The sequence below is a fragment of the Chitinophaga polysaccharea genome (assembly GCF_902150045.1).
GTDB lineage: Bacteria > Bacteroidota > Bacteroidia > Chitinophagales > Chitinophagaceae > Chitinophaga > Chitinophaga polysaccharea_A.
Map to the genome: position 1 here is coordinate 2,916,536 of NZ_CABFVU010000001.1, position 12,707 is coordinate 2,929,242.

Below are 12,707 nucleotides of genomic sequence, written 5' to 3' on the forward strand. Positions count from 1 at the left end.
AAAAATTAAAATGTAACATTTAAACCAAACAGTATAGATTTATTCGGTGGTGTATCCACGCCCAGGGTGCCAGCCGATTCAGGATCTACACCCGGAAATCGATTGTGTAACGGGGAAAATAAAATGATGGCATCATTTAAACTGCTATAAACCCGGAGTGCCTGTATGCCGGCTTTACGGATAATATGAGACGGCAGCGTGTAGCCAAGATTGATAGTCCTTATTTTAAGGTAAGTGGCATCATAATAGCCCAGGAGATCGCCATAGGTGGGCGTGCCTACGTTAAAATTAGGTTTAGGGTAAGTGTTTTCGTTATTATAAGGAGTCCAGTAATTAACATTCAGATTATTCATTTTCCCGTTTAACGCGTTTACATTGCTGCCTGGTTGGAGCCAGTAAGCGATCTGCGTGCCTCCTACACGATAGGTAGTTACTACGGTCAGGTCAACGCCACGATAACTAAAGCGGTTGGTGAGGCCGCCGAAGAACTTTGGCTGGCGTGAGCCAACAATTGTGCGGTCGTTTGAATTGATTACGCCGTCCCCATTAAGGTCGGCCACTTTTATGGTACCGATCACGGAGCCGGATCCGACCATTGTGAGGTTCAGCTTCCTGGCCAGGGCAGAATCGGCTGCTGTATTTTGCCAGATGCCCAGTCGTACATAGTTATAAAGCGCATTAATAGGAGCTCCTACAAAGCGGTTATTACCAATGTCCTGTGTTACCCCATTTTGCAGCGCGGTAATTTTATTGCGGTTAAAGGTGATGTTAAAGTTGGTGGTCCAGCCAAAATCTTTCCGGTCTGCGGCCCTGATATTGATAGATGCAATATTGATCTCCAGGCCTTTATTTTCGGTTTTACCTACGTTGGCAAGGAACTGTGAGGTGTAGCCCGTTGTAATAGGCAGGTTTTGCGGAAGGATAAGATTACTGGTGCGCTGCTGGTAAGCATCCACAGATCCGCTGATACGGTCATTAAACAAGCTGAAGTCCACGGCCAGGTTCAATGTAGCGGTATACTCCCAGCCCAGTTTGGGATTGGGTACATTATTGGGATAAGTACCGGTAACATTTGTGGAGCCGTAATTATAATTGATCGATGTTAGCCCGCCAAGCGTCTGGTAGGGATTTACAGCAGCATTTCCTACTGTTCCGTAACCGGCGCGCAGTTTCAGGTTGGATATCGCGGGAATGTTTTTCATGAAGTCTTCCTGTGTAATGTTCCAGCCAACCGCTGCAGAAGGGAATACATGATATTTATTCCCCGGCGCCAGCGTAGAGGAACCGTCGGATCTCATGGTGAGGGTTAACAGGTATTTGCTCTTATAGTCGTAGTTCACACGTCCCATGAATGAAACGATGCTAAATTTCGAATAACTGCCTTCGCCCTTGAGATTGGCGGCTAATGCGGGGTTGAAATACTGGATATAATCTGCCAGGATATTGTTGTAGCTGAAGCTGGTAGAAGCTTTATAATCCTCCTGGTAGCTAAACAGGCCGGTAGCTGTTAAGTGATGATTTTTGGCAAACGTGTTTTCATATATCAACAGGTTTTCCAGCGTATAGTCGTAGTAGTCATAATTGGTGTTTTTGGCAGTGGAAGGGCCGCTCAGGTTCTGGTAGGTAGCGCTGCCATAAAATTCGCCATAGGTTTCCGGCGTAATTTCCACGCCCCCGTTAAAACGGTATTTAAGGTGTGGGGTGATCTGTGCCTCCGCATAAGCTGTTGTAAAAGTATTATACCTGGAACGTTTTTGAACAACCGCGCCCGGTACCAGGTTGGCCAGGGGATTATACACCAGGGAACCGCCTCCGGGGAATGGAATAAGATTGCCTTTTTCGTCGTAGGGAACGGTAAGCGGGCTGGAGGTAAGCGCCTGGCCCACGGGGTTGATACTCTCCCCGTTAATTTTACTCACGGTATTCAGTGAGCTTAAGCCAATCTTAAATATCTTACCCAGTTGCTGGTCAATACTTACTTTGAAGGTATAACGCCTGAATGACTGGCCGGGAAACAGGCCGGTTTCGTCATAAAAACCGGCGGAAGCCGCATATTTTGTTGATGGTGTACCACCGGATATACCAAGCTGATGATTGGTTTTAAAACCGTTCTTAAAAATCAGCTTTTGCCAGTCGGTAGCAGTTCTGTTTTTCATACCGGCCAGTTCAGCAGGCAGGAAGGTGATACCATCCGTATAGAATTTTGGATCATCTATTCCGTTATAAGGATTGGGTGTGCCTATGGTGTTTGGGTTGTTTGCATTGTAGTTACCCCATTTCTTGTAGGTTTCATAGGTTTGGGGATCCATCACATCGTAGTAACCAAGCGGGCTTACCACGCCGGCATAACCGCTGTAGGTAATTACCGGTGCGCCTGTTTTGCCGCGTTTGGTAGTGATCAGTATTACGCCGTTTGCACCTCTTGAGCCATAAATGGCGGTGGCGGATGCGTCTTTTAATATTTGTACGGCTACTACATCATCCTGGTTGAGGTCATTGATATAGGTGCCGTTGAACGGTATACCATCTACCACATAAAGCACATCATTGGCGGCGCCCAGGGAACGTTGTCCCCTGATAGAGATAGATGGGGTGGCGCCGGGATGACTGTTGCCGCCGGTTTTTTGTATATCAAGGCCCGGCGCCTGGCTTTGCAGCGCGCTTACCAGGTTGCTTGCAGGCACGCTTTTTATCGCTTCTTCATCTATAGATGCGATGGAGCCGGTAACATCCGCTTTCTTTTGTGAGCCATAACCCACTACAATTACCTCGTTCAAAGCCGATGGCTTTTCGGCTAAGGTTACATTGATCACCGTTTGGTCATTCACCGCTATTTCCTGGCTGATAAATCCAACAGAGCGGAATACCAGGATAGCAGATTTATCCGGCACCGAAATGCTGTACCTGCCATTACCATCCGCAATGGCGCCGGTAGCAGCGCCTTTAACGGTTACGGATACACCGGGAACAGGTGAGCCTTTGCTGTCGTTTACCTGCCCGGTTATTCTGATGTCTGCCACCGGGGCGGCATGTGTTTCCGGCGCCGGGGTTTTACGGCTGATCACCACATTGTTCTGGGTGATCACATATACTACCGGCTGATCTTTGAAACATTGATCAAGCACCGCTTTCAGCGATGCGTTGGTGACTGTTATTGAAACTTTTTTTGTTTCCTCCAGTGCACTGGGATTGTATAAGAAATTAAACCCGGTCTGCAGCCTTATCTGGGTAAATATTTCTTCGAGGGATGCATTTTTAACTTTCAGATTAATCGATTGAGCGAATGTTGCCGCTCTGACCTGCAAAACTGTTGCAAGCAATAGAATCATTGTAAGTTTCATAACTGAGGAATGTTTAAAGAGCGCATAGAATACCCCCTGCACGTATATACATTGGGGATATCGTACAAATAAATGTTTGGTTTTATAAACTAGCTGGCGGGTTAGTTAGGCATAATTGTCACCTTCCTTCCCTCAATTTTAAATTTTAAGCTTTTGGTTAATTCAATTGTTTTTAACAGATCTTCCAGTTTTTCGTAACGGGAAACGGTTCCGCCAAGGCGTTGCTTCATTACATCGCCCTGGTAGCTAACGTCTACATCATACCAGCGTGCTATGGTTCGCATAACGCTTTCGATGCTCTCATTCCTGAAAAGGAAATAGCCGTTTTTCCAGGCAATGGCATCGTTGGAATTCACTTCATTGATATGGAGCTCCCTGTTAGCGGCTAAAGTTGCCTGCTGTCCCGGTTTAAGCAATACCTGGTTGTTATTGGCAGATAATTTAATGGAGCCTTCCAGCAGCGTAGTTTGTGTGATTGGTTCATCAGCATAGGCATTCACATTAAAACTGGTTCCCAGTACCTGTATTTCTGCATTCCTGATCTTCACTTTGAACGGCTGAGCAGCATTGGCTGCTACTTCAAAATAAGCCTCCCCGTTAACCTCTACAAGTCTTTCCGGACCTGTAAAAGCGGTAGGGTAGCGCAACGTGGAAGCCGCGTTCAGCCAAACCTGTGTGCCATCGGGGAGTGTAACCCGGAACTGGCCTCCCCTTGGAGTTGCCAGCGTATTATACTGAACAGCGGCAGAGGGGCTTTGGGCATCATACTTTAGCTGGCCGCCCTGTTGGTGGATAGCCGTTGCGCCCTGCCGGATCACCTGGTTGCCGGTGCTGTCCAATGTTATGATAGACCCATCCGATAAGGTCAGGATGGCCTTGTTGGAGCCTGGTATTGCATTGGCAATGGTTTGCTGCGCCGCCGGATGTTTGGCCGGCCGTTGCAGCCAGAAGTAGGTTCCCGCCACAAGCGCGAGTATGGCGGCAGCTGCAGCCCACCGGTATTTCCGCAGCCTGATGGTACGAACAGGGACCGCTTCCTGGTCGAGCCGCTGCATAATCAATTGCCTGATCCCTTCATCGGGAGTGCCTTCATAGGCCCGGGCCACCAGTTCCCCGTAGATGGTTTCATCCAGCAGCTGTGCGCACGCGGGATCTTCCAGCGCAGTCGCCAGCCGGCGGCGTTCCTCCGCGGAGATCCTGTCATCCAGGTATTTTTCCAACAGATCCTTGAATTCGTCGATATGCATATACTATAAAGACGCACCAACGTAAAAAGAGGGTTGCTCCCTTTAAAAAAAAATTTGGAACAGGAGCCGCAGTGCATGCCGTATAAAGGTCCGTACCTGTGCCAGGGCCTTTATCATATGGCCTTTCACCGTTTCCCGGGAAATTCCCAGTCTTGCAGCAATCTCCTCATACTTTAACCCTTCCTGCCGGCTCAGTTCAAAAACGGCCCGGCGTTGCGGCGGCATCTGGTTCACTGCTGCCTGCACCAGTTCCCGGAGCTGCTTGGTCGCCAGCCGTTCATCGGCCGGTAAGTCGGTTGCTGGTTGCAGCTGCTCCACATCATCGGGGATCGGGATCATCAGCTTCTTTCTGAATTCACTCAGGATCCTGTTCTTTGCCATTGTATATAGGTAGTGCTGCGGCCGTTCTATATCCGGTAGGGAGCTGCGGTTTTTCCAGATGGTAAGAAATACTTCCTGGACTACATCCTGGGCTTTGTGAGAGTCTTTCAGGTAGGCCATCGCCTGTCCATACAGGTTATTCCAATATTGATCTGCCAACCGGGTAAAGGCATCATGATCGCCGTTGGCAATCTGTTGGAAAATATCTTTCTCTGTATGTAGGAAACTCTCTGGCAATATAAGTGCAAGCTTTGACTGCTAAAAATAGATAAAAATTTCTACCCCTTAAAAATTCGCGTTTTGGGGAGAGATATCATGCAGTGAAATGCTGTCTGCCTGAAAAATGGCATTAAAATGGAGGCGTCTCCGGCTATGAAAAGAAAAATGCTCCTTATTATTGCTTTGGCTGCCACGGCCACTGTTGGCAAAGCAAACGGACAACAGCCTGTGGCAAGTGCCACCGATACTACCCTGGAAAACAAGCGGAAGGTAATTGACTCGCTCGATAGAAAGCTCTTCGAGGTACTGGGCGCAAGAGAAAGGGTTGTCCGTGAAATAGGCGTTTACAAAGCGCAGCATCATATCGCCCCATTACAGGCAGCACGCTTTCAGAAGGTGCTGGAAAGAGGGATTGAGGCAGGTAAGAAAGAAGGATTGTCGGCAGAATTTGTCACTGAAATGCTCAATGCTATTCATAAGGAAAGCCTGAGAATAGAAGAGGCGATCTCGGATGACAAATCCTTAGCGGGGGGTACAAAATTATATCTTATTTTGCCCGGTAACTAACTGCTGATCCCAGCCTGTTTTATGTTGAAATTTCATTTTCATAAGTATAAATATGGAAAAGAGCTGCTGGTCGACCGCTTCAAAATTTCGGAAATAGCCGGTCGGAGTATTTCACTGAAGGAGCTGCATGCTACCACCTTTTATGAAATCTTTCTCTTTCTTGAAGGCGAGGGTGCTATCATTTTTGAAGGCAGCCGGCTGGATTTTAAAAGCCCCATTGTGCTGCTGCCGCCGGCCCGCCCTCGGCAATGGGATCTTCATACCCGGCCCGATTGCGGCATGGTCATATTTGAAGGAGAGTTTATGGAAACCTTCCTGAAAGACCACCTGTTCCTTCACCGCTTGCATTATTTCGGCAACTATGATTGTCCACCTATACTACCATTGCAAAAGAACGATGTAAACATTTTTCAGCAGCTGACGGATAATATAAGGGAAGAAATAAAAAACCAGTCGTTCGACAGCCAGCAGCTGTTAAGGCATATCTATACCGGCTGCTTATACAGCTTAACCGCCACTATACCGGTTTCTATCAGCTAAAAGGGAATCTCTACCAGAACACGGATATGCTGAAATTCAGGGATTTCCTCAAAAAATATATAAGGGAAAAGCAAACGGTCAAAGAGTACGCGGACTTACTAAAGATGAACCGCAACCGGTTAAACCAGCTATGCCATGATACATTCGGCAAAGACGCCCATATAATTATACGTGGTGAACTTCTGCAGTCCTGTAAAAACGAACTGCTGGGAAGCAATAAAACCATAGCTGAAATCGGCTATGAGCATAACTTTTCCGCCCCTTCCAATTTTGTACGCCTACATCGCCCAGGATATCATTTATAATAAAATACATTTGTTTATATCAGGGAATACAGATGGCTGGCGTAGGGCGCTAGAAAAAGCAGGGGAGGAAAAGGAGTATACAATCATACTTCCGGGGCATGGAAACCCTGCTGATCGCTCCGTTATTAAAGAAAACCTGGAATACCTGGATGTTGTGAATAAAACACTGGCGGCATCCAGATCCAAAGCGGAGTATAAGGCCAAACTGCTGGCGGCTTACCCGGCATATGGAGGCACGCGTTTGATAGATATTTACCTGGATTATTACCTGAAAAAGGATTGGGCAGAGAAGTAGCGGGAAAGGTACTCATAAACAAGCCCGGTTCCCTGAGATGATAAGGAGATAAAAACTGATCCTCTCAGGGAACCGGGCTTGCCGGTTATCTATTATCCAGCTACTATAACAAATCCTCCGTTTGCATTGATGGAAACGGGAAGTATGCCTTTCTTCGGTATATCTGTTTTCGTTTCTTTTAAGAGGTTTGTATCATCATCTGAGATCAGTGTTACATTTTTATTTTTCAGGAAAGATAAATTAAGCGAAAGGTCTTTTGCTACAGGCTCGCCATTCATTCCTGCAATAAACCATTTCGTGCCTTTCCGTCTTGCAATCACCACCAGCTTGCCTGGATAGCCATCTATAAAGCGGGTTTCATCCCATGTATCGGGTAAGGTGCGCAGGTAGTTTTTAGCAAACTCCGGTACATGCTCCATGCCTTCCGGCGACTCCGCCACATGCTGAATGCCCGACAGGAACACAACAGTAGTCGCTAATTCAAACGCAGTGGTGGTTTTACGGATACTTGCAGATCCTATCTTGTAAAGATTCATGGGCGTGAAGTCCATCGGGTCGAACACATTCCGGGTGAAAGGCAGCATGGTGGCATGGTTTGCTTCCAGGTTGGCATCATCCTGGCTGAAGGTGATGTACTCGAAACCCCTCACTGCCTCGGCAGTCACCAGGTTGGGATAGGTGCGCGACAGCCCTCTTGGCAATGTGGCCCCGTGAAAGTTGACCATCAGGTTATAACGGGCCGCATCCTGCAGGATATCGTGGTAGTACTTTATCATTGATTGCCCGTCGCCGCCGAAGAAATCAACCTTAATTCCCTTGATGCCCATTGCCTGTATTCTGGAGAATTCCTTTTCCCTTGCTTCTTTGGTAAGCAGTATATTCCGGGGAGTATATTTTACCGTATTCCAGTCGCCGGCAGAATTGTACCAAAGGATCAATCCAATATTTTTTTGCCTGGCATAATCCGCCAGCTCCTTTATCTTCTCATAGCCTATCTTCCGATCCCAGCTTGCATCTACCAGGCAATACGGCCAATGCATATAGGAGGCAAAGTCAATGTATTTCTTCTGCTCATCGTAAACAATAAAATCATCTTTACTATTGATCCAGCTCCAGCTTGATTTTCCGGGCTTTATAAACGAAGTATTGGCAATAACAGAAGGGGCGGCCACATCAGTGCCCAGCGTTGATTCCACGATGGTTTTTAATGAGCCGATGGTGATAACGCGCCAGGGAGAAAAACCATTCATCTGCTGTTGTGGCAACAAGCCATCCTTATACATCACTTCCCTGGGATCAGGGAACTTTACCTGGTACAGAGGGCTGCCTGCTTCACAATTGAGACGGGTGGCGCACCAATCGGCACCTACTGCGGCTTCTGTGATCAGCAACCAGGTATTGTTCACCTTGAACAAGGCCGGGTAAATGAAGCCGGCGCCGAATTTTGAGGGCGTGCCTGCAGGAACATCCTGGTCGTAATGCTCTTCGTAAGACGGATTTGCTTTTTCCCAGCCGGATTGGGTAACGGCAATGGGTTGTATAAATGCTTTGGCGGAAGAAGGAAGTTGAAAGGAAGTATTTTCCGAACGGACAATCTTTGTTTCCCGGCCATCCAAAAACTGGTACCTGAAGGCAATTCCATCATTTGATACCTGGAAAACCACGGAAAACTTTTTGCCGTCTTTATTCTGAAATGTAAAGCTGCTCTTTCTTGCATCATACTGAATGGATAGCTTTTTACCGCTCAGCATATTGTAATGATCGTGCACACTGGTGGCAGCAGATACATTGATCAATTGTAAACCATTGGAGAAATTGATCCCGTCCAGCTCAATTCCAAGGGACGATGGCTCCAGTACAGTTAACTTATTGTAGGTAACAGCGTATTTGGGAATACCGTTATTATCTGCAAATACAGTAACGCTAATCTTTCCATCAGGACTGGAGATACGGTTTACAGCGAATGACTGCAGGCAAAGTAATATGGACAATGCCATCAGTATTGTGATTCTTCTCATCAGTTTATTATTTAGTAACATTAATAGCTATTGAACGTAAAGTAGTAGTTGCCACGGGAAGTGAGCCGCTCCTGGCAGTAATGGTGATACTGCCTTCCCTGCTGGTCGATTGAATGATGGCCAGACACTTTCCCTGCCAGGCTTCCATCTGCACGCCTTTTAACGGCGTATGGCTTTGCTGGTTACCGTTGCCCACAGCTGCCAGTTTACCTGCCCCGGTTACTTCAAAAGTGATCTTATTGCCGGCAAAAGGCAGAGGTATACCATTGGCATCAAGCAGTTGCACGGCAACATAACTGAGGTCCTGTCGGTTGGCTGTAAGCACTTTCTTATCGGCCGACAATGCTATTTTAGCGGGTTCACCAGCGGTTTGAACTGCAAAGGATACTGTTTTGCCATCCCGGGTTTTCCCGATGGCCTCCAGCTTACCTGGTTCATACGGTACTTCCCAGAAAAGGAAGGCTTCATTTTTTAGATCCCATTTACGGGTTCCCAGCGATCTGCCATTTAATCTCAGCTCCACTTCCGGTACATTGGTATACACATGCACGGCCAGGGTATCGCCTTTTTTGTGATGGTTCCAGTGGGTTTCCACTTTGGGCCAGTTCCAGAAAGAGCACAGCTCCCTGTTCCTGGCGGAGGTATCGGTTTGTACGGCAATATGCACCATAGGGGTATCATTCCAGAGCGCTTTCCTGAACCAGTACCCCGTTTTCGGAAAATTGCACATATCAATCACGCCACAGGAGGCGCCACGGGATGGCCATGTAGGCCATGTTTTCCAGAACTCGCAACCGCTACCTACTTCACCTATGCCAGCTTCACCCAGGTAATCAAACCCTGTCCAGAGGAATTCCCCTGCCACATAATCTTCCTGTTGCCCTTCCAGCCATTGTTCATAAGAGCGCAGTTGCCAGCACTTGCCAGGGTGATAGGGATAGATCACCGTTTCGGAGCCAAAGATCACCCGGTTGGGATATTTTTCATGATCCGCTTTATACCAGGCTTCCTGGTAGTTGTAACCAACCATATCAAGTAATTCTCCCATCCCAAAGGAATTGACCTTGAGGATTTCGTTACAGGCTGCGGTAAAAGGACGGGTATTATCGTATTTACGCGAAGCGTCCACCAGCATGCGGGTTATTTTTAAGGCGTTCTCTTTGTTGTACTGTTCTCTTACTTCATTCCCAATACTCCAGGCAATTACACAGGCATGGTTCCGGTCGCGCCTGATCCAGTTTTCAACATCTTTCTCCCACCAGTTTGCAAACTGAGGAGCATATCCTCCCGGTGTTTTTCCATCCATCCATTCATCAAATATTTCGTCGATCACCACAAAACCAAGGCGGTCTGCATAATCAAGCAACTCCGGCGATGGGGGATTGTGGCTCATCCGCAGCGCATTACAGCCCATACCTTTTAAAATTTCCAGCCTGCGTTTATACGCGTCATCCAATACGGCAGCGCCCAGGGGGCCTCCATCATGATGCATGTTGATCCCTTTCAGCTTTACATGTTTCCCGTTTAACGAAAATCCTTTATCAGGATCGAAGCGGAATGTTCTTACACCAAAAGCCGCCGCATAATTATCGGTTATCTTTCCGCCTGATCTTACTTCTACTTTTAACTGGTATAAAGCAGGATGTTCTACAGACCATAGCACGGGCCTGCTGATCCTGATATGTTGTTCGATTTTCTGTGGCTCACCGGGTGTGGCTTTCACATTCGACTCCGCCCTTCCTGCTTCCTTACCGGCAGCATCTATGAGTTTTGTTATTACCGTGCAGGACTGATCAGCATTATTTTCATTGCGAAGATCTATGGAGATGTTTACACTGGCCTCATCATTGTCTGCTTTCACCGTGCGGGCGAAAACCCCCCATTGATCAATATGCAGTTTGCTTTTTGTAACCAGCCATACATGCCGGTAAATACCCGAGCCGGTGTACCACCTGGAATTAGGCTGTTCGCTGGTATTCACTCTTACGGCGATAATATTTTCCTGTCCTGCAGGATTCAGGTACTGTGTGAGGTCATAATAAAAAGAAGAGTAGCCATATGGACGAATACCCAGGTAATGCCCGTTGATCCATACTTCGCTGTTACGGTAAACACCGTCGAACAACATCCAAACCTTCCTGTCTGAAAATTTTGCCGCTGTTTTAAAGTGTTTCCTGTACCAGGCGATGCCGCTGTAGGTATAGCCTCCGCCTGCACCTGAAGTGTAGGTGGAATCAAAAGGATGCTCAATGCTATAATCGTGGGGAACATCCAGCAAACGCCATCCGGAATCATCAAAGCCAGCCTGCTCAGCGCCGGGGTGATCATTTAAAGCAAACCTCCAGTCAAAATCGAAAGGGATCTTCTGCTCTGCTTTGCATGTTATTATTGCAAAAAACACCACCAGCAACGGGAGGTATAAAGTTCTGATCATTTTCTATAATTTATCAAATTGATTGCTAAAGGACACAGATCTATGGTTTGTACTTATTATTACCCTTTGCCGGTAACAGATCTTTCACTGCGGTAACAAATTATCCGGCCGGGCCTGCCTGGGCAAAGTCATTTAACAGGAATAGATGTCCGGGTTGTTATTACTGATCACTCCTGAATTTTAATAGTGTCAAAATGACAGTTAAAAGAAGAGGCAACAGGAAGTATGGATAACCGTATTAATGCATTCATAACGAAGAATTATTAATGTGGAACAATGTATCAAATTTACACAGCTTCCGGAAGAATAAGGGGGTGCGGATGTTTTGAATTAGGGTATAAAATGTTGCAATTGCAGGAGGAGGTTGTTGTAAAAACCGGGATCAATTGTTTATGTATCTCCGGAGGGCAGGTTAGGTAATGCGCCTACCTTGTTGCTATTCCGGTGCGGTTATATACTCCCGTTGTTCTTTTTTATATCTGTGCTGATGCTGCACCTGAAAAAAGGCAGCCATATGAAAGCCAGCTTCCAGGCGGACATAAAGGCAGTACTGAGTTGCAAAGCAGGTGGTTAATTCGCTCCAATATAGGCTGCCACTACATAAAGCACCTATTGGGTATAGTTCACAGTGTTTCTAGCTTCTGTTCAGAAAATGCTCCATGAGCTCCCGCTTATAGGTGTTCCCTACAGGCAGTATCAACCCATTTTCCAAGTGTACCCGGGCGCCTTCCAGCTTTTGTATCCCCGACAGCGCAACGATATAGGACCGGTGTATCCGCCTGAAGTACCGTTTGTCCAGCTGTTGTTCTATCTCGATAGTAGTTGATGCGCTCAGGTACATTTTTTCGTTTGTAAATACCTTGACATAATTACCATAGCTCTGTATATGCGAGATGGAACTGGTGATGATCCTGGTTATCCCGGTATCAACTTTCAGCATCAGGAAGTTGTTTGCCTGCTGTCCTGTTGCCGGAGCCGCATTGCTGGCAACAGGCGGTTTATAACGGGTAAATACTTTATCTACGGCAGCCATAAATCTGGCAAATTCAAAAGGCTTCACAAGATAGTCCACCACCTGGTACTTATATCCATCCAGCGCATACTGCGTATAAGCGGTGGTCAGTACAATTAAAGGCGGATGCGACATTGCCTCCAGCATTTCCATCCCGGAAAGACCCGGCATGTTGATGTCAAGGAATAGCAGGTCTACCGGGTTCTTAAACATGAAATCCATGGCGTCTGCAGCGTTATAAAAATTTCCTGTCAGCACGAGGCTGCCGGTTCCTTTTATATAATGACCAAGCACCAGGTGCGCTCCTTCTTCATCATCAACAATTATGCAACGTAGTGATCCCATAAA

Annotated in this window: 9 protein-coding genes; 3 read left to right on the top strand and 6 right to left on the bottom strand. The window is 47.0% G+C overall.

Annotation, left to right across the window (positions count from 1 at the left end; genetic code table 11):
- Window positions 1–5: 5 nt before the first annotated feature.
- The 3 genes from FN124_RS12015 to FN124_RS12025 all read right to left on the bottom strand — a co-directional run bounded on the left by FN124_RS12015 (window position 6) and on the right by FN124_RS12025 (window position 5,206).
- Window positions 6–3,341: a TonB-dependent receptor gene (locus FN124_RS12015; RefSeq protein WP_142684956.1), complete on the bottom strand. Its 3,336-nt coding sequence runs from the start codon at window positions 3,339–3,341 to the stop codon at window positions 6–8.
- Window positions 3,342–3,442: 101 nt separating this feature from the next.
- Window positions 3,443–4,588 carry a FecR domain-containing protein gene (locus tag FN124_RS12020; RefSeq protein ID WP_142684957.1) on the bottom strand — a complete coding sequence of 382 codons (1,146 nt, stop codon included), beginning with the start codon at window positions 4,586–4,588 and terminating at the stop codon, window positions 3,443–3,445.
- A 42-nt stretch (window positions 4,589–4,630) separates the two neighbouring features.
- Entirely contained in the window at window positions 4,631–5,206 is a 576-nt protein-coding gene (locus FN124_RS12025) for an RNA polymerase sigma factor (RefSeq protein ID WP_185937171.1), read from the bottom strand.
- 117 nt (window positions 5,207–5,323) lie between these two features.
- Here FN124_RS12025 and FN124_RS12030 point away from each other — a divergent pair, with 117 nt between their 5' ends.
- The 3 genes from FN124_RS12030 (at window position 5,324) to FN124_RS12040 (ending at window position 6,895) form a co-directional block, all read left to right on the top strand.
- The gene (locus tag FN124_RS12030) at window positions 5,324–5,755 is read left to right on the top strand and encodes a chorismate mutase (protein ID WP_142684959.1); all 432 of its coding nucleotides are present in this window, start codon (window positions 5,324–5,326) and stop codon (window positions 5,753–5,755) included.
- A 21-nt stretch (window positions 5,756–5,776) separates the two neighbouring features.
- Entirely contained in the window at window positions 5,777–6,295 is a 519-nt protein-coding gene (locus FN124_RS12035; protein WP_142684960.1) for a hypothetical protein, read from the top strand.
- A gap of 315 nt (window positions 6,296–6,610) precedes the next feature.
- Window positions 6,611–6,895 carry a hypothetical protein gene (locus tag FN124_RS12040; RefSeq protein WP_142684961.1) on the top strand — a complete coding sequence of 95 codons (285 nt, stop codon included), beginning with the start codon at window positions 6,611–6,613 and terminating at the stop codon, window positions 6,893–6,895.
- A 92-nt stretch (window positions 6,896–6,987) separates the two neighbouring features.
- Here the strand turns inward: FN124_RS12040 and FN124_RS12045 are convergent, their stop codons facing one another.
- The 3 genes from FN124_RS12045 to FN124_RS12055 all read right to left on the bottom strand — a co-directional run bounded on the left by FN124_RS12045 (window position 6,988) and on the right by FN124_RS12055 (window position 12,704).
- Window positions 6,988–8,913: a glycoside hydrolase family 97 protein gene (locus FN124_RS12045; RefSeq protein ID WP_221887759.1), complete on the bottom strand. Its 1,926-nt coding sequence runs from the start codon at window positions 8,911–8,913 to the stop codon at window positions 6,988–6,990.
- A gap of 7 nt (window positions 8,914–8,920) precedes the next feature.
- Window positions 8,921–11,347 carry a glycoside hydrolase family 2 TIM barrel-domain containing protein gene (locus tag FN124_RS12050; RefSeq protein WP_142684963.1) on the bottom strand — a complete coding sequence of 809 codons (2,427 nt, stop codon included), beginning with the start codon at window positions 11,345–11,347 and terminating at the stop codon, window positions 8,921–8,923.
- A gap of 634 nt (window positions 11,348–11,981) precedes the next feature.
- Window positions 11,982–12,704, bottom strand: coding sequence for a LytR/AlgR family response regulator transcription factor (locus FN124_RS12055; RefSeq protein ID WP_142684964.1), 723 nt, complete (start codon window positions 12,702–12,704; stop codon window positions 11,982–11,984).
- Window positions 12,705–12,707 lie beyond the last annotated feature (3 nt).